This is a genomic window from Rhizobium sp. SEMIA 4085, from assembly GCF_013004495.1.
Taxonomy (GTDB): Bacteria; Pseudomonadota; Alphaproteobacteria; order Rhizobiales; family Rhizobiaceae; genus Rhizobium; species Rhizobium gallicum.
In genome coordinates, this window is sequence record NZ_JABEPH010000095.1 from 1 (window position 1) to 17,525 (window position 17,525).

Sequence of the window (17,525 nt, forward strand, 5' to 3'; positions counted from 1 at the left end):
CCCGATCAGAGCCGTGGATAGCGCTACCTCCGCATGCAGCGCCACCTCCCGCGCATCCGGAGCCATCGGCGCAAGGCCGTCAGGCTATTCCTCGGCAATGAGACCCGTCGAAAGTCTGCCCTCGCGTCAGCGCGGGTGCTTCATCAACGCCGAGAGGAACGGCAGATTAGGCGCGATGCCGTCACCCCCGAACCCGTCGAGTGCCTGGCCCATGGCCTCGATCGCTGCCGAACGGTCCGGCGCCCAGGCGCAAAGCTTGGCGATCATCGGATCGTACTACATCGAGATTTCGGCGCCTTCGAAGACACCGGTATCGTTGCGGACGATCGTGCTGCCGTGCCAGCCTTCCGCGGGCGGGCGGTAACGCGTCAGGCGGCCGATCGACGGCAGGAAGTTGCGATAGGGATCTTCGGCGTAGAGGCGACTTTCGATCGCCCAGCCATTCAGCCTAATGTCCTTCTGGTTGAAGGGAAGCGTTTTGCCCGCGGCAACCCGGATCATCTGCTCCACGAGGTCGATCCCGGTCACCAGCTCCGTCACCGGATGCTCGACCTGCAGCCGCGTGTTCATTTCGAGGAAATAGAAATTGCGGTCGCGGTCGACGATGAATTCTACCGTTCCTGCGCTTTGATAATCGACGGCCTTCGCCAGTGCGACGGACTGCTTGCCCATCGCCTGTCTGGTCTTTTCGTCGAGGAAGGGCGAGGGTGCCTCTTCGACGACCTTCTGGTTCCGCCGCTGGATCGAGCATTCGCGCTCGCCGAGATAGACGGTATTGCCGTGCGCATCCGCCAGCACCTGGATTTCAATATGGCGCGGATCGACAATGTATTTCTCGATGAAGACGCGATCGTCGCCGAAAGAACTTCTTGCCTCCGAGCGGGCACGGTCGAAACCGTCGCGGACTTCCGCCTCGTTCCAGGCGATACGCATGCCCTTGCCGCCGCCGCCGGCCGAAGCCTTGATCATCACGGGATAGCCGATCTCGCCGGCGATCTTCTCGGCATGCGCTGCATCCTTGATGACGCCGAGATAGCCCGGCACCGTTGAAACCTTGGCGGCATTGGCGAACTTCTTCGATTCGATCTTGTCGCCCATCGCCCTGATGGCCTTCGGTTTCGGCCCGATGAAGACGATACCCTCCCTTTCGAGGGCCTCGCAAAAGGAGGCCCGTTCGGAAAGGAAGCCGTAGCCGGGGTGAACAGCTTCCGCGCCGGTCTCCTTGCAGACGGCGATGATCTTTTCGGCGACGAGATAGCTCTCGGCTGCCGCCGCCGGGCCTATATGCACTGCCTCATCAGCCATCTCGACATGAAGGGCATCGCGGTCTGCGTCCGAATAGACCGCGACCGTTGCAATACCCATGCGGCGTGCAGTCTTGATCACGCGGCAAGCGATCTCGCCGCGGTTCGCGATCAGGATTTTCTTGAACATGCAGACTCCACCCGAAAAATGCGTCCAGAAGTTCTACGCAGAAACGCCGGGACGCACAATCGTGCGAAATCTGACGGTGGGGAAGGTACCTGTCCTAACGCAAGTCACGCAACGGCTTGTTCGTCGTCCACGATCCGCAGCCAGCGGCTGGTGCGCAGTTCGGCGTAATCCCGAAGCTGGAGCGCCTGGAGGATCTCAGCCCAGCGGGGATGATTGGCGGAAGGCAGCGTTTCCGCTTCGATCCGGCGCAAGACGCTATAGGTGAGATGCGAAACTGGAATCACACCGCCCTCGCAGATGTTCCGCAGCACGCGCATCACGAAATCGATGTCCTGGCGGGCGATGCCTTTGCGGTCCACTGCACGCGACAGCTTGTAGCCGCCAACATCGTCGGTAATCGCAAGGCGCAGCTGATCGAGCGCAAAGGCGCGCAGCTCGTCCGGTACATGGGAGGAAATCTCCATGATGTGCAGTATGAGTTCCAGTTCGAGCGACGAATTGATGACGCCGTCGGTCGCGAAAATGCGCATGATCCAGGCGACATTGATCTCGTCCAGCGAGCCCTGCGGATAGCTGTAGTTTACAATGAAACCGGCGAGTTCTTCCAGAAAGAAGGCGCTCCATTCCGGGCATTTTTCAGGACAGGAATTGTTCAGCGCAAGCATGACAACGACGTCGTCGGCCTTCCGTACGCCGTGCGGAAAGCTGTGCTTGCGCAAGAGGCTGATATCGTCGGCGGCCAGCCGATGCTTTCCCGCGATCACGCATGCCGGAAAAGCGAGTCGGAATTCGCTCATCTTTCATCTCCAGACTTCGTCATGAAGCCAGAAATGATTTTAGCCCGGCGGAATTGAAGAACCCTCAACGACAAGGGTTAATCGACTACGCAGGTGTTTGCGATGATTTTAGCGATCTTGACTGAACGCGTTCGCGCCAGATGATGAAGAGGCCGGACGCGACGATGATAAAAATGCCGATCCATTTGGAAAAATTGGGAAAATCGTTGAACACGACATATCCGAGCACGGTCGCCGAAATGATCTCGAAATATTGGAACGGGGCAAGCAGCGACAGTGGCGCAAGGCGGAATGCCCTGACGATCAGCATATGCGCATAGCCGGAGATAGTGCCGAGGACGAGCAGCAGGACGAGGCCCAATACCGACGAAGGAAGCGACATTTCGAAATCGGGCATTGAAAGCGCATTTCCGCCCAGGAGCGTGGCCCCCATGAAGAGCATTCCACCAATTCCGGCCAAGGTCTGCATCGTTAACGGCGAATCGGCTTCACCGATTGCCCGGTTGAGAAAGAGATAGAGCGAGAAAAGGAAGGCACAAAGCACTGGCAGCAGCGCCTTCAGGCCGAAGATTTCGTAGCTCGGCTGGATGACGATCATCGCGCCTGCGAAGCCGACGACGATCGCCGCCCACCGCCGCCAACCGACCTTGTCGCCGAGGAAGAGCGCCGAAAGAGCCGTCAGCATGAATGGTTCCACGAAATAGATCGCGAAGACATCCGCGAGCGGCATGTATTTGACCGCGACGAAGAAGAGCAGGCTGGCTGCGCCATGCAAGGCGCCCCGCAGCAGGTTCATCCATGGTCGCTTTGCCGAAAGGGCCTTCCAGCGGAAGACGGCAAGCAGGATAGGAAGCGTGCAGGCGACCTGAAAGAAGAAGCGATAGAATGTCACCTGTCCCGGTGACATAGCCTCGAAGGTCGCCATGTATTTGGCGATCGCATCCATGGCGGGCAGGACGACCATGGCGCCGGCCATGATGACCATGCCTTGAAGCGGATTATACGGAGATTGTTCTTGGGACATGTTGCAGGCTTTCGGGAACGAAGCCATCAACCACAGGAATGCATGCCGATCAATATCGACTAGAGTTCGCCCACCGTTTTGCCGAAGACCGATTCGAAGGCTTCGCGCAGGCGGATATCCACATCCGCCATCATCACCGGCAGGCCGAGATCGACAAGGCTTGTCACGCCGTAGGCAGAAATCCCGCAGGGTACGATGCCGGTAAAATGGTCGAGGTCGGGATCGACATTGAGCGACAAGCCGTGAAACGTCACCCATCTACGAAGCCGGATGCCGAGCGCGGCAATCTTGTCCTCGCTCATGCTGCCGTCCGGAAGATGCGGTTTCTCCGGCCGGCTTACCCAAACGCCGACGCGGTCCTCGCGCCGCTCGCCGCGTACGTTCATCGAATCGAGCGTAAGGATTACCACTTCTTCAAGCGCCACGACGAAGGCGCGGACATCCTGCCGCCGGCGTTTGAGATCAAGCATCACATAGGCAACGCGCTGGCCGGGGCCATGATACGTATATTCGCCGCCGCGGCCGGTCGCAAAAACCGGAAAACGGTCCGGCTGCACAAGGTCCTTCGCATTGGCGCTGGTGCCTGCCGTGTAGAGGGGCGGATGCTCGACGAGCCAGACAAGCTCGTCGCCCCCCTCGGCGATCACGGCCACCTCGCGCTCCATCGTCTCGACGGCTTCGCTATAAGGAATGAGACCATCGGAGATGCGCCAACGCACGGGCTTTGAGCCTTCGAGCGGAAACATCGAGAACTGTAGATCGGTGCGCAGCATAGACTTCCCTCGCCGCACGGCGATCACAGGCGGCAGACCGCCTATATGGCCCCGTTTGACGGGCAATTCAAATGCTGTGATTTGTTTTGCAAAAATCTGCCATATCGCCCTTGTGCACCCCAAATGCTTTTGCTACATGCTGCCCCGCCGACGCAAATCGGCACCTACCACGATGCGGTCGTGGCGGAATTGGTAGACGCGCAGCGTTGAGGTCGCTGTGGGGCAACCCGTGGAAGTTCGAGTCTTCTCGACCGCACCATTCTCTTCCGGAGAAATTCTTAGATCGTCTCATCTCGCCGGCGACATGAAAAATGGGCCGGTTCCGGTCCCTTTTCGTTTGCGGCATGCTCGAACGGTTCGACAGGCCTTGATTTTCAGGGACTTCAATCCTCGTCCGATAGATGCGAATCAACACCGATCGTTTCCAGCCGGTTGCGGATATGGTGGACGCCATCAACTGAAAGGGCACCGAGTTCGACCTTCCGGGCCATTCCGATGGTCTCGACGGCGCCTTCCAGCGTTACGGTGTGGCCGTCGGCATGAACATCGATGCTGTCGAGGTTCAGATCCGGGATGTTTTCCAGGTTCTCCGTCACGCGCGCTTCGAGGTCATCGCTTTCATCGCGATGGATCGTATCGGCCCTGAGCGAATCCTTGAGCCGGTTTTCGTTTCCGTCTTCGTCCGTGCCGTCAACGCGAAAGCCGCTGTTAGGATCGCGGTCGAAGTTTGCAGGCGTTTCGCCGTAGGCTCGATTTTGCGGTTCAGGCGATCGCGCACCTGCTTCGTCGGAGTAGGGCCAGCCCTCGTCAAGATTGCGTTCTTCGTAATCGCGATAATCGTCTTCGCGCGAAAAGGTGGTCTTGTCGTCCTTCTTTGGCATAGTCATTCTCCCTCAGGCGTTACCTTGATCGAAGAACGCTCGTGGTCCGGAATGGTTCGCCAAAGTTTCGTGAAATCACGGCGCCGCTTTTTCCCATTTCCGGATCAGGCGGTCGCGCTTCAGCTTCGACAGGCGCTGAAGCCAGAAAATTCCGTCAAGCTGGTCGACCTCGTGCTGGATGCAAATCGCCAGGAAGCCATCGGCATGCTCTTCATGCTGGACACCGTTGATGTCCTGGTAGCGGAAACGGACTGCGCGGGGCCTCGTCACCTCGTCGGTCACGCCTGGCATCGACACGCTTCCTTCGGTCTGGCGCATGAGTTCATCCGAAACCGAAATGATATCGGGGTTGATAAAGGTCCGAACTCCGTCCACCTTGTTGAGTTCGATCACGACCACCCGCAGGAAGACGCCGACATGGGCGGCCGTAATGCCGACGCCGCGTGCAACGCGCATCGTCTCCAGCAGATCGTCAGCAAGCCGACGCAGTGCCCAATCGAAGACCGTCACCGGTTCGCAGATCGTCTTCAGGCCGGGATGCGGATAGCGAAGAATGGGACGAATGGCCATCGGCGGCGGTCCTTGTTTGCTGGCGCGCGAAAACTATCGGCAAGACGGCGCATTGTCATCTGCGCGATGCGCTTTGGCGCTAGACGGCACCGAGCATTTCGGTTAGCAGAGGCTGGAATTCGGGCGGGCCGAGAGCGCAGGCGGAGTTCATTTATCCGCTTGTTGACAATGCTTTTTCAGCCGCCATTCTCGAATGCGGCGCGACAGTCGTTAATCTTGGAATGCGAGGACGGCAGATGACGGAAAACGGAGAAGACGACCGCATCCGCAGACGTCCGGACGACGAAGGAGCCGACATCTACGACGAGGACGGCAATGTCCGCAGCGACTTTCTGGCGCTTGTCGGCGCTGCCATCGCCGACCGGGATACGATTTTTCTCCGGCAGAACGTCGCGCGTCTTCACGAGTCCGAAATAGGCGACCTGCTGGAATCGATCCAGCCGGATCAGCGCCTGGCACTTGTCCGCCTCCTCGGCGACGATTTTGACATGACGGCGCTGACGGAGGTCGATGAAACGATCCGTCGCGAAATCGTCGATCAGATACCGAACGAGCAGATTGCCGCTGCAATCGGGGAGCTCGATTCGGACGACGCTGTCTACATTCTCGAGGACCTGGACAAGGAAGACCGGGAAGAAATTCTGGCGCAGCTGCCGTTCACCGAGCGGGTGCGCCTGCGTAGGGCACTGGACTACCCGGAAAGCTCTGCCGGCCGCCGCATGCAGACGGAATTCGTGGCGGTGCCGCCCTTCTGGACTGTCGGTCAGACGATCGACTATATGCGCGAAGAGGAGGACCTGCCTTATTCCTTCACGCAGATCTTCGTTATCGACCCGACCTTCAAGCTGCTCGGCGCCGTCGATCTCGACCAGATTCTCCGCACCAAGCGGCAGACAAAAATCGAAGCGATCATGCGCGAGACGACCCATCCTATTCCAGCCGAGATGGACCAGGAAGAGGCGGCGCAGCTCTTCGAGCAATACGACCTTCTCTCAGCCGCCGTCGTGGACGAGAACGACCGTCTTGTCGGTGTTCTTACCATCGACGATGTCGTCGACGTCATTCACGAGGAAGCGGATGAGGACATCAAACGCCTCGGCGGCGTCGGAGACGAAGAGCTGTCCGACAATGTCTTATCGACCGTCCGCTCGCGCTTCCTCTGGCTGATGATCAATCTCGGCACGGCGATGCTTTCGGCCAGTGTAATCGGCCTCTTCGACGCATCGATCGAGAAAATGATCGCGCTTGCCGTACTGATGCCAATCGTGGCCTCCATGGGAGGCAATGCCGGCACGCAGACGATGACCGTCACCGTGCGCGCGCTCGCGACCCGCGACCTCGACATATACAATGCCGGCCGCATCATCCGCAGGGAGGCGGGCGTCGGGATCATGAACGGCATCGTCTTTGCCAGCATCATGGGCACGATTGCCGGCACGTGGTTCCACGACTACCAGCTTGGTATGGTCATCGGCGCCGCCATGATCATCAACCTGGTGGCGGCAGCGCTGGCGGGCATTCTTTTGCCGCTTCTTCTGGATAAGGTCGGCGCGGACCCAGCTATTGCGTCGTCCGTTTTCGTAACCACCGTCACTGACTGCACGGGCTTCTTCGCTTTCCTCGGTATCGCCACCTGGTGGTTCGGCATCTGAGCCGGATTTGCCGAAATTGACTATTACGTAAAAGTCAATATTATGGGCTACGAGAGTGGGAAGCCAATGCCAGTGAACAAGTACTATAGCATAACGGAGCTGACGCGCGAATTCGGAGTGTCGACGCGCACGCTTCGCTTCTACGAAGACGAGGGCCTGATCCATCCGGAACGCCGCGGGCGCACGCGCCTCTTTCGTCCGGCCGACCGGCGCCTGATCCAGGAAATCCTGCGCGGTCGCCGCATCGGCTTCACGATTGCGGAGATTCGCGAGATCATTCAGGTCTATAAGGACCCGCCTGGGGAACTCGGTCAGCTCAAGCTTTTGATGAAACGTGTCGATGAAAAGCGGGAAGACCTGCGCAAGAAGCGCAAGGACATCGACGACACGCTGACGGAGCTCGACAATATCGAAGAGGCCTGCCTCGGCCGGCTCGCCGAAATCGGCGTGGGCACCTGAGCGTCAGATCCAGCGTCTGGTCCTTCTGCAATAGCTTTCGAAATCACAGCCGAAGCTGGCCTGCAGGTGTCTTTCCTCGCGCCGGATCGCGACAAAGGTGGTGACGATCGCCGCAAAGACCGCTGCGGCCTAGAACCAGCTGTTTGCCGTCATGAGGCCGAAGGCAACCGTTGCAAGCGTGTAGCCGAGATAGATCGGATTGCGCGTCTAGCGGAACCGTCCGCGGGTGACGAGATGGGCTGTTTCGCGATGCGGCATGATCGTCGTCCCGCTCTCCAGCAGGGTCTTTATCGCCCATATGTCGAGCCCGACGGCTGCGACGGTGAGCGCTGCGCCTATGATCCAGCCAAAGGCGGTATGCATCCGGGGTACCGGAGGCCCTGCGATTTCGCCGAGCAGGAAAGCGCAGACAAAAGCGAGGCCGTATAGAACCGGCGGCCACGGAAATTGCAGCGGCTTAGAACGATAGGCATTCATCGAACCACCACCTTCATTGCGCTTCGGTGCTGCACTCCAATGCGATACGCTGTACCCTTTCATCTTTATCCGCCTGGATTGCGCCGGACTGGAGTGGCGTGAACAGGTTCTCACCCTGCAATCTTTCGAGCGTGCATTGGCAGAAGCTGCGGCAAAGCGCTTCGCCTTCCTGGACGACGCAGGAGGACTGGCATTGCTGCATGTAGGTCTGCACGGGATCCGGCTTGGCGGGCGGGACGGCGATCGAAAGCGCATAGGCGAGCGAGATCAGGATCGGCTGGTGGATCAGGTAGATTGCGAGGCTGTGGCGGCCAGCTTTTGCGAGCAGAGTGGAGCCGGTGCCAAACCTTGCGAGCCATTCCGCCCAGCCCTGCTTCAGCGCTATGCTCGAAACGCCCATGCCGATGAGAAAGGGCCCGATCCAGGGTAGAACCGGCACATAATCGTTCGATCGCGGAACCGCTTGGGATAGGCCCACCCACCAAAGCCATGGCGTATCGAAGAATGAAGAGCGCAGATAGAGCGGGGCGATGACGGCCGCAACGCCGGCGGCGATCGTTATAATCCCGGGCATGCGCAGGAAGAGAAGGCCAATGACGCTTGCCGCTGCGATACTGTGCAGAATGCCGAAAAATATCGCGCCCTGCGGCATCGCAATTGCCGTCGCGGCCGTGATAAGAGCCGCGGCTGAAACGATCATGCCAAGCCGCCGGAGATAGGCCTGGCGCCTGATGCTTGGAGTGCCGGCAAGCATCAGGCTGACACCGGCGAGGAAGAGGAATGTCGAGGCGATCGCGCGGGCATAGATCTTCAGCCAGCCAGCCTCCGCGGTGCCGCGCGCCAGATAGCCCATGAACTCCATATCCCAGGTGAAGTGGTAGGTCGCCATGGCAACCAGGGCCGCGCCACGCGCCGTATCGAGCAGGCCGATGCGCGGCGGTCGGGAGGACGCACCGTTTTCGTTCGTCGAAATAGCCATCACAATCCCCCGGACAAATCACTTCCGCCATCTGGCGGCATATCGCGGCGAATAGCAGAAAGGTGGAGAATTGATGGCGGGTTGGCATCCATGATCGCCAGCCGCGCCTCCGAAAAGAACTGCCTGCGCGTGAGCACCACGACGATGATCGCCGTCGTCGCCATGAAAACGTAAGCGTTCACGAACCATCCGAGATAACCGATCGACAGGAAGATCGCGCGAAGGCCTTCATTGAAATGACCGCCGGCAATCACGTTCATGCGGATGACCCGTTCGGCGGCGCGCTCGGCGGCGATGATATCGGTCTCGCTGTCGCGCACCATTGGGATCGAGCCGAAGAGGATGCTGCAGTAGTTGAAGAGCCTGTAAGACCAGCCAAACTTGAAGAAGGCGTATGCAAAAAGCGCCGTCAGCCCGCCGACCTTGAGTTCGAAGCTCGCGGTGCCGCTGCTGAATACATAAGGCAGATCGGCGAAGATCGCATTTACCTTGTCCGTCGCGCCGAGCAGTGCAAAGCAGCTGCCGATCGCGAACATTGAGGTCGACGCAAAGAAGGCCGTGCCGTTCTGGAGCCCGGCCATGATCTGCGTGTCGATCATCTTCAGGTCGCGGCGCAGCGAATTATAGATCCATTCGCGCCGCCGTTCGGTCATGGCATGGGTGAGGCTCGTGCGGCCGAAGAATGTCCTGCCGCGCAGCAGCCAGGAATAGCCGAGCCACAGAATGGCGAAGAAAGCCAGTGCGATATAATCCGCAACCGTCAGCATCAATGTTACAATCCTGCATTCGACGCCGCCACTCTACAGATGCAATTGCATGCTGCAATGATTGGCAAGACGCGCCCTTCGTTTTAGTGTCGCGCCAATTAAACGCGATGTCGGTTCGTCGCGAGTGACGGAATAGCCTTTTGGATAGTCTGGCTGAAGATTTTCACAGGAAGCTGGCATGTTCCTTTCGGTATTCGACGTTTTCAAGATCGGCATCGGCCCGTCGAGCTCGCATACGATGGGGCCGATGTCGGCTGCCAACCGCTTCCTCGACCTGATCCTTTCGAGCGAATGGCCACGTCCGTCCTCTGGCGCGCAGGTTGCCTCGATCAAGGTCAGCCTGCACGGCTCGCTTGCGCATACCGGTATCGGCCACGGGACGGGCAGGGCGGTCGTTCTTGGCCTGATGGGCGAGAAGCCCGACAGCGTCGATCCAGACAAGATGGACGGAATCATCGACCAGGTGGAGCGCTCGGGCCGCATCACGCCGCCCGGCCACCCGGCCTATTTCTTCATGCCGAAGAACGATCTGGTCTTCGACAAGAAGCAGCCCTTGCCGGGCCACGCAAACGGCATGTCCTTCTGCGCCTATGACAGGGACGAACGCCTGCTCCTGAAACGCGTCTACTATTCCGTCGGCGGCGGTTTCGTTGTCACCGATACCGAGCTCGAGCAGATGCGCGCCAAGAAGAGGGCCGTCGCGGGTGCGACCAAGGTTCCCTATCCCTTCGCCACCGCCAAGCAGATGCTGGAAATGGCGGAGCGCTCCGGCCTCAGCATCGCGCAGATGAAGCGCGCCAATGAGGAGAGCCAGCGCAGCCGTGAGGAGCTCGACGAAGGTCTCGATCGTATCTGGGAAGCCATGCGCGCCTGTATCGAGCGCGGCCTCAAGGTCGACGGCGTCATGCCGGGCGGTTTGAACGTCCGGCGCCGTGCAAGGAAGATCCATGACAAGCTGCAGGAGGAGTGGAGGAGTAACCGCATCAATCCGCTGCTCGCCAACGACTGGCTGAGTGTCTATGCCATGGCCGTCAACGAGGAGAATGCGGCCGGCGGCCGCGTGGTGACCGCGCCCACGAACGGTGCAGCGGGGGTTATTCCCGCAACGATCCGCTATTACGAGCATTTCCACGAGGATTGGGATCAGAACGGCATCCGCGACTATCTCCTGACTGCGGCTGCCGTCGGCGGCATCATCAAGCACAACGCCTCGATTTCCGGCGCCGAAGTGGGCTGTCAGGGCGAGGTCGGTTCTGCGGCTGCGATGGCGGCTGCGGGACTTGCCGCGGTGATGGGCGGCACGCCCGCCCAGATCGAGAATGCGGCGGAAATCGCGCTGGAACACCATCTCGGCATGACCTGCGACCCGGTGGCCGGTCTCGTCCAGGTGCCGTGCATCGAACGCAATGCGCTCGGTGCCGTCAAGGCCGTTACCGCCGCCTCGCTTGCCGTCAAAGGCGACGGCCAGCATTTCGTGCCCCTCGACGCCTGCATCGAGACGATGCGCCAGACGGGCTACGATATGAGCGAGAAATACAAGGAAACTTCGACAGGGGGTCTCGCTGTCAACGTCGTCGAATGCTGAGCCTGTGGACTTGCGACCCTTAGTCGCTTGACGCTGCCGGCCAAAAGGATTTCAACGACGGCATGGCATTGCATCTGATCAAATTATGCGTCGGCGCGGACTCGATAGACGATTTGCGCGAATGGGTGGCGGAGCGTTCGCTGCGGGCGATTGCGGCTGGCCTCGAGCCGCATTCCGTTCACACGACGCGCATGGTTCCGAAACGGGTCCCCGAATTGCTTGACGGCGGCTCACTCTATTGGGTCATCAAGGGGCAGGTGCAAGCGCGCCAGAAGCTCTTGGATATCCAGACCTTCACGGACAGTGAAGGGATCGGCCGGTGCCACCTGGTTCTTGGGCCGGAAGTGATCGAAACTGCCGTGCAGCCGAAGCGCGCCTTCCAGGGCTGGCGCTATTATCCGGAAGAAGACGTGCCGCGGGATATCACGACGCTTGGAGAGGGTGTTGCCGAGATGCCCGCGGATTTGCGCCGCGAGCTGTCGGAGCTTGGATTGCTCTAACCTCAGCGCAGCCGCAGCATGACTGGCGATTTGCCGTCCGGGCAGGTGACGTGCAAGTGAATGTTGGCTTCCGGCTGCGAGTAGCGCCAGGCGCGCGCGCCGTGGCAGAGGAGCAGATTGATGAGATCCTTGGTCTTAGCCGATTTTGCTCTCGGCCGGTGCAGGCCGATCTCAGCAAGCCGGAGCGCTGCCTCGTGCAGCGGGTGGAGGCCGAACCGCGCCGGCCTGCCTGAACTGCGGGGCGGAAAACCCGTTACATTTCCATTGGTCGCCATAATCATCCCCGTACGCATTACAAATCGAGGTTATGAACTGTAGCCGGCGCCGCAAACACCGATTCCGGCCGTGAACGGCGCCGTCAGGAATGCTGGCGGCACCGTATCTCTCATTGGGCTGCCGCCCAGCACTTGACGCCTGCGCGCTTGAGCGCCTTGCAGGCATTTACGGCTTCGCGCTGGTCGTCGAAGCCGCCAAAGCGGGCGCGATAGACCTGATCGCCGCCGTTTGCAAAGGCGACTGCGAAGGGCTTTGCGGAGCTCAAAGCCTTGCCGCCCTTGCTCTTTGCATTCTCCAGCAGATCCATCGCCATTTCGCGGCTCGACGACACGCCGATCTGAACGACCCAGCCGCTCGGCCCCTGATCGTCAACCGGAGCCGGTTTTGCGGCAGCGGCGGCAGGCCCCACCGAGGCGGTCGTGAGAGCATCGACTGGATTGCCGGCGGGCTCCTCCGGCGGCATGTAGGCAGGGGCCGGAGAGGGGACCGCAACGGAGGCTTGCTTGAAGCTCTTGGTCTTCACCTTGGTCGGAGCCGGAATTTCGGTCTTCTGTTCGGCAACGAGCGGGTTTTCGGATTTGGCAGCAGGAGCGTCAGTATAGGCGACGGCAGCGGACGCTACCTCATAGCGCGCATCCGGCGTCGGGCCCTTGCGCGGCAGGTCGACATCGGCGGCCGCGACAGGAATTTCAGCCGCAGAAGCAGCCGGTGACGGAACCGGAGTGGGCGCCGTCTGCGCAATCAGGTTCGAGCCGCCGCGCGTGGAAGCCTTCGGAAGATAGGTGGCGATCAGCTTGCGCATCTGCCCATCGCGGGCAGGCGTGGAGGTGCCACCCATGACGACACCAACGATCGACTTGCCGTCGGCCTGCACTGAACTCACAAGATTGAAACCAGCAGCCCGGGTATAGCCGGTCTTGATGCCATCGACGCCGCGCACCGAACCGACAAGGCGGTTGTGGCTGCGAATGACGCGTTTGCCGAACTTGAAGCTGCGCGTGGAGAAGTAGCTGTAATATTGCGGAAAATGCTGGCGAAGTGCGATACCGAGGCGGGCCTGATCGCGTGCGGTGGTCATCTGTGCCGTGTTTGGCAGGCCGTTGGCATTGCGATAGGTAGTACGGGTCATGCCGAGCGCATGGGCCTTGGCGGTCATCGTCTGCGCGAACCGGCTTTCGCTGCCGGCAAGCAATTCGCCAAGGGCGGTTGCCGCGTCATTGGCGGAGAGTGTCACAAGGCCAAGGATACCCTGCTCGACGCTAATCGAACTGCCGGCCTTAACGCCGAGCTTGGTCGGAGCCTGAGATGAAGCGTAAGCCGAGAAGGGGACACGCGTGTCGAGACGGATGCGACCCTGTTCAAGCGCCTCGAAGACCATATAGAGCGTCATCATCTTCGTCAGCGACGCCGGATATTGCAGGCGATCGGCATTCTCGCTGTAGAGAACGTTGCCGGACTTCGCATCGACGACAATGCCCGCATATTTCGAATTTGCGGCTTCTGCTTCGGCCGTGGCCGACTCAACGAGGAAAGCCGTTGTTGCGATCGCGATCGCCGCTAACATCTTCACCAGGAAATTGCCGGATCGTGGCGATGATACGAAGGATATTGACCTTGACACTATTTCACTCTTCGCTTGCATTTTCAAATATCGGCCTACACACGTCCTCGTTGTCTCAGCCATTGTCTTTTGAATCTAACCGAGCAGGGTTACCAATCCGTTTATGATTAATCGTTTGCTTCGCCGTGCAGATGCATTTTAGCGGGGTGTTGCGGAACGGGTCACGAGACGGGCCTCCACAAATCCGCGAATAGCGGCATCAATATGGTCCCAGTCGTGCAAATGGCGGCTTGAGAAACGGTAGAGGACGCTTAGGTCTTTGCCGACCTTGATGTCGCGCTGGCAGTCCCCGCTTGTTGGGCTAAGCGAGGCGGATGCTAGGATGCAGCGAACGGCATATGTGGCCTCCTTGGCGCGCGGTGCAGTCAGCAGAACCTCGCCGCCATAGCCTGCCTCGGCTTTCAGATTGTGAAGCGTCAGTCCGTTGCCATAGGGCACGGCGGCGCCTTCCATCACATGCTTATAGATGAGCTCGACGCGGCCCGACATGTCGCGCGACATCGTGCTCTGGGTGATCTGCAGAAAGATAAGATTGGCGGATTGCGAGACGTCGTCGAATCGCTCGCGGTGTTCCTTCGTGTAGCCCTGCAATTCCGGCCAGGTGAGATAGACGTCGGCGCGTTCGGCGGCACCGCCGTGCCTCTGGCTGGGGAAGCGGATCACGTTTTCGGGCAGATCGAGCGTGTCGCGGCCGATGGTGATCGTGACGATGGCGGTATTGTCGGAATTGCCCGCCAGTGTAATGTGCCGGCCGATCCAGCGGCCGCCGATGCTGATACCCAGCATCAGCATTGCAAGCATTGCGACAACTGCGCTCAGACGGAGGATGAAGCCGTTCGAGAAGAGGGGCGACTCCTCGGATGTGCCGGTGCTGCGGGCGAGGTGGCTCATGGCGGTTCTTCAGTGTCTGACCGCCGCGAAAGAGACTGGAGTCGCCGGTACCTGGATGAATCTCACGGCATCATCCGGTGGATGCGGTTAAAGAAAGATTAACCTGATTGCCAAGCGTCCCTCAAAAAGGCGAGCCGCTCCCGGGACAGCGGGAACGGCTCCAGGGCGCCGGTCTGGACGGGTGCGTAGGGGACTGACCGGGCCGAGTAGACCCGCCGCTATTTCCGGCGGGGCAATTTGACTTAACGCACGCTGCCAACAGCGACGGCACGGCCGTCCTGCAGCTTCATCCAGCGTGCCGGATCATCGGCGGACTGGCGCTTCAGAAAGGTGTATTCGGTATCCGCCCAGAGCATCACCTTGTTGCGCATGTTGTCGAGGATGAAGTCGCCATGGTCCGTGCGGACTGTCAGCACGGCATGGCCTTCGCCGTTCGGCTGCATGACAACCGTTATCAGCGCATCGGATGGCGAGATGCCGGCATCTATCAGCATCTTGCGCTTCAGCAGCACGAAATCCTCGCAATCGCCGACGCTGCGCGGGTAGGCCCAGCGCTCCTCGACGCCGAAGATTTCCTTGTCGGTCATCGGCTGGATCTGCGAGTTGACCTCGTAGTTGATCTTGAGAATCGCCTTCCAACGCTCTTGGGTCAGGATCGCGGGACCGGCGTCGCCACCGTCATAGGCGCATTCGCTCGAGTTTGCCTTGCAAAATTCATAGTGGCCGATCGGCGGGCTTGTGTTGCCTGCAAGCGTCATATTGGCAGGCGTCGCTTGGCCCGAGCCCGTCCTTGCCATCATCAGGATACCGGCCAGAAAGGGGCCTTTGAGTGCATTGAACATTGTCTTTGTCGTCCCCGTTTTGTGAGGATGACAATGACACGGACGTTTTTATCCAGCGCAAAATTACGCAGTAAAATTAACAGCTTAGTTGATTCAAAAGCGCGTAAAACCTGATTAAAAACAAAATCGAATACGCGTAAAACTCGTCGCAGTTTCGATGTAAATTCGAATAAACTTTTATGTTTCGACGCAAGCTTTGATGACGCCACAGGTGCTGCCGTTCCGTAAAAAAGTTAACGGCAGCGACCATTGCGGCTCAATATTGCAGCGCGCTGCCCGGTGAGGAGATAGCGCGCGCGGCATGGAGAGACGCGGAAATTCTGAATAGGGTTGCTCCGAAACGCGATTGCGGCTCGTTTTCCGCAGCGATGCCTCAAAAATTATTTTTGGGAAATTTCGCGAAATTCGTCGGTTGCGGCGATGACGGCGGAGGAGATTGCCGTGTTCGACGTCGAGTGCGCAGCGTTTTCAACCACGACAAGGCGGCTGCCGGGCCAAGCTTCGGCCAGTTCCCAGGCGGTCGTCAGCGGCGCTTCAAGGTCCAAGCGGCCCTGTACCAAGATGCCGGGTATTCCCGAAAGCCGTCCCGCCTTGCAAAGCAGGACAGCGTCGTCAAGCCATGCGCCGTTGAAGAAAAGGGCGTGACGATCCGCGCTCGAGCCAGCACATAGTCCCGATCGCGCCAGCGGTGGGGCAAACCATCCGAATCAGCGAGAAGGATCGGTGCCGCCCCCCAGTCATGCCAATCGCGCGCCGCCTTTATGCGGACTTCCTGATCAGGCCCGTTCAGCAACTGGTGAAAGGCCGAAAGCACATCGAGATGGCGAAGGTTTGGCGGTATCGCCTCGCGCAGCCGCCCCCATTCCTCGGGAAAGAAGCGTGCCATGCTGTGGCAGAGCCAATCTTATTTCGGTACGGCGGGTGGTCGTCACTCCAGCGATCGCCATGGCTCGCACGCGATCGGGATGGCTCTCGCCACAGGCGAGCGCCAGCGTCGAGCCCCAGGCGTTCGCGAATATGACCCAGGCCTCGACATCGACGTGAAGCCGAAGCCGCTCTATGTCGTCAACCAAATGCCACGTGGTGTTGCCGCAAAGTCCGTATCGAACTCGGCGGCACTCGGCAGGCTGCGGCCGCAATTTCGCTGGTCGAAGAGCACGATGCGATAGGCTGAAGGGTCGAAATAGCGTCGTGCGGTTGCAGAACATCCCGAGCCGGGATGACTGCCGTGGAGAACGAGCGCAGGCTGGCCGGCGGGATTGCCGCAGCATTCCCAGTAGATCCGGTTGCCGTCTCCGGTCTCCAGGAATCTCGTGTCATAGGGCTCGATTTCGGGATAAAGCGAAGACATGAAAGGTCGCCTGTTGGGGCGGCCTTCATCGGTCATGTCCATGACGTCGGAGTGACAGCAGCCGCTTAGAGGAATTCGCGCAATGTCTCGCGGGACTGGAGCGAGAGGAACTCCAGCGCGACGCCCTCGCTGAAATGGCGCACGACGCGGCCACGCATGTTGCCGAGACGGATTGGCGTGCCGAGAGCGGGGCGCACCTCCACGTCAACTGCAGCACCCGACAACGACAAGTCCATGATGCGGCAGGTGTAGCGCGTGCCATCCTCAAGCGTTAGCTCTGTCTTCGTCTCACGCGGGGTCAGACGGTCATGACGCCGGTCTTCCGGCAGGCCGAGCTCATGCTTGTTGGCAAGCCAGGTGAGCTGTGCGGCAAGCTTCTCCCGTTTGCGCTCGGTGGCGTTGATCGACATCGTGAAGCCACGCACGTCGACGCTCAGAACGTTGCCTTCGACACGGCCGAGATGATCGATATAGGCGACGACGCGCTCATTGGCGCGCGGCCGGCCGGCGCAGGTGACATACATGCCGCCGGGAGACATATCGATCACTGTGCATTCGTATTCCTCGTAGTTCGCAAGCATTCGGCGGCCCTGCATATTGATTGGCACGCGCTGGAAGCAACCCTGCTCAGGGCGCGGACCTGTTT

The 17,525-nt window shown here is 59.8% G+C and carries 16 protein-coding genes, 1 tRNA gene and 3 pseudogenes; 5 read left to right on the plus strand and 15 right to left on the minus strand.

What is annotated here, in order from left to right:
* The 4 genes and pseudogenes from C9413_RS12205 to lipB all read right to left on the minus strand — a co-directional run.
* Positions 1-1,434: pseudogene (locus C9413_RS12205) on the minus strand (acetyl/propionyl/methylcrotonyl-CoA carboxylase subunit alpha); the annotation flags it as partial.
* 104 nt (positions 1,435-1,538) lie between these two features.
* Positions 1,539-2,231 (minus strand): hypothetical protein, encoded by a 693-nt coding sequence (locus C9413_RS12210; protein WP_170250495.1) that lies wholly within the window; start codon positions 2,229-2,231, stop codon positions 1,539-1,541.
* Positions 2,232-2,316: 85 nt separating this feature from the next.
* On the minus strand, positions 2,317-3,255 hold the full coding sequence (locus C9413_RS12215; RefSeq protein WP_039844971.1) for a DMT family transporter: 939 nt from the start codon (positions 3,253-3,255) through the stop codon (positions 2,317-2,319).
* Positions 3,256-3,314: 59 nt separating this feature from the next.
* Positions 3,315-4,028, minus strand: a complete 714-nt coding sequence (gene lipB, locus C9413_RS12220) for a lipoyl(octanoyl) transferase LipB (protein ID WP_039844970.1) — start codon at positions 4,026-4,028, stop codon at positions 3,315-3,317.
* 174 nt (positions 4,029-4,202) lie between these two features.
* Here lipB and C9413_RS12225 point away from each other — a divergent pair.
* A tRNA-Leu gene (locus tag C9413_RS12225) sits at positions 4,203-4,287 on the plus strand.
* 124 nt (positions 4,288-4,411) lie between these two features.
* Here the strand turns inward: C9413_RS12225 and C9413_RS12230 are convergent.
* Together C9413_RS12230 and C9413_RS12235 are read right to left on the minus strand one after the other, a co-directional pair.
* On the minus strand, positions 4,412-4,909 hold the full coding sequence (locus C9413_RS12230) for a BON domain-containing protein (protein ID WP_039844969.1): 498 nt from the start codon (positions 4,907-4,909) through the stop codon (positions 4,412-4,414).
* 75 nt (positions 4,910-4,984) lie between these two features.
* On the minus strand, positions 4,985-5,479 hold the full coding sequence (locus tag C9413_RS12235) for a peptide deformylase (RefSeq protein WP_039844968.1): 495 nt from the start codon (positions 5,477-5,479) through the stop codon (positions 4,985-4,987).
* A 236-nt stretch (positions 5,480-5,715) separates the two neighbouring features.
* Between C9413_RS12235 and mgtE the strand changes: the two genes are divergently transcribed.
* Positions 5,716-7,131, plus strand: coding sequence for a magnesium transporter (mgtE, locus tag C9413_RS12240; RefSeq protein ID WP_039844967.1), 1,416 nt, complete (start codon positions 5,716-5,718; stop codon positions 7,129-7,131).
* A 66-nt stretch (positions 7,132-7,197) separates the two neighbouring features.
* A complete protein-coding gene (locus C9413_RS12245) occupies positions 7,198-7,590 on the plus strand; it encodes a MerR family DNA-binding transcriptional regulator (protein WP_022715690.1) in 393 nt (130 codons plus the stop codon).
* 3 nt (positions 7,591-7,593) lie between these two features.
* On the opposite strand, the pseudogene C9413_RS12250 reads toward C9413_RS12245, so the two are convergent.
* The 3 genes and pseudogenes from C9413_RS12250 to C9413_RS12260 all read right to left on the minus strand — a co-directional run bounded on the left by C9413_RS12250 (position 7,594) and on the right by C9413_RS12260 (position 9,810).
* Positions 7,594-8,067: pseudogene (locus C9413_RS12250) on the minus strand (isoprenylcysteine carboxylmethyltransferase family protein).
* 13 nt (positions 8,068-8,080) lie between these two features.
* A complete protein-coding gene (locus C9413_RS12255; RefSeq protein ID WP_039844966.1) occupies positions 8,081-9,046 on the minus strand; it encodes a DUF1624 domain-containing protein in 966 nt (321 codons plus the stop codon).
* The gene (locus C9413_RS12260) at positions 9,046-9,810 is read right to left on the minus strand and encodes a DUF599 domain-containing protein (RefSeq protein ID WP_039846766.1); all 765 of its coding nucleotides are present in this window, start codon (positions 9,808-9,810) and stop codon (positions 9,046-9,048) included. The genes C9413_RS12255 and C9413_RS12260 overlap by 1 nt, the downstream gene beginning before the upstream one ends.
* Positions 9,811-9,991: 181 nt before the next feature.
* Between C9413_RS12260 and C9413_RS12265 the strand changes: the two genes are divergently transcribed.
* Positions 9,992-11,398 carry an L-serine ammonia-lyase gene (locus C9413_RS12265; RefSeq protein ID WP_039844965.1) on the plus strand — a complete coding sequence of 469 codons (1,407 nt, stop codon included), beginning with the start codon at positions 9,992-9,994 and terminating at the stop codon, positions 11,396-11,398.
* A 62-nt stretch (positions 11,399-11,460) separates the two neighbouring features.
* Complete coding sequence (locus C9413_RS12270; RefSeq protein ID WP_039844964.1) at positions 11,461-11,898, plus strand: DUF1489 family protein; 438 nt, start codon at positions 11,461-11,463, stop codon at positions 11,896-11,898.
* Positions 11,899-11,900: 2 nt separating this feature from the next.
* Here C9413_RS12270 and C9413_RS12275 read toward each other — a convergent pair whose 3' ends face one another.
* From C9413_RS12275 to C9413_RS12300, 6 genes and pseudogenes are all read right to left on the minus strand, one after another.
* The gene (locus tag C9413_RS12275) at positions 11,901-12,173 is read right to left on the minus strand and encodes a hypothetical protein (RefSeq protein ID WP_039846765.1); all 273 of its coding nucleotides are present in this window, start codon (positions 12,171-12,173) and stop codon (positions 11,901-11,903) included.
* A 110-nt stretch (positions 12,174-12,283) separates the two neighbouring features.
* Entirely contained in the window at positions 12,284-13,816 is a 1,533-nt protein-coding gene (locus C9413_RS12280) for a D-alanyl-D-alanine carboxypeptidase (protein WP_039844963.1), read from the minus strand.
* Positions 13,817-13,933: 117 nt separating this feature from the next.
* Complete coding sequence (locus tag C9413_RS12285) at positions 13,934-14,686, minus strand: hypothetical protein (RefSeq protein WP_039844962.1); 753 nt, start codon at positions 14,684-14,686, stop codon at positions 13,934-13,936.
* A gap of 242 nt (positions 14,687-14,928) precedes the next feature.
* Positions 14,929-15,528: a transglutaminase-like cysteine peptidase gene (locus tag C9413_RS12290; RefSeq protein WP_170250496.1), complete on the minus strand. Its 600-nt coding sequence runs from the start codon at positions 15,526-15,528 to the stop codon at positions 14,929-14,931.
* Between the two features lie 380 nt (positions 15,529-15,908).
* Positions 15,909-16,879: pseudogene (gene pip / locus C9413_RS12295) on the minus strand (prolyl aminopeptidase).
* A 65-nt stretch (positions 16,880-16,944) separates the two neighbouring features.
* Positions 16,945-17,525: PilZ domain-containing protein (locus C9413_RS12300; RefSeq protein WP_246703741.1), on the minus strand; the 581-nt coding region annotated here is incomplete at its 5' end.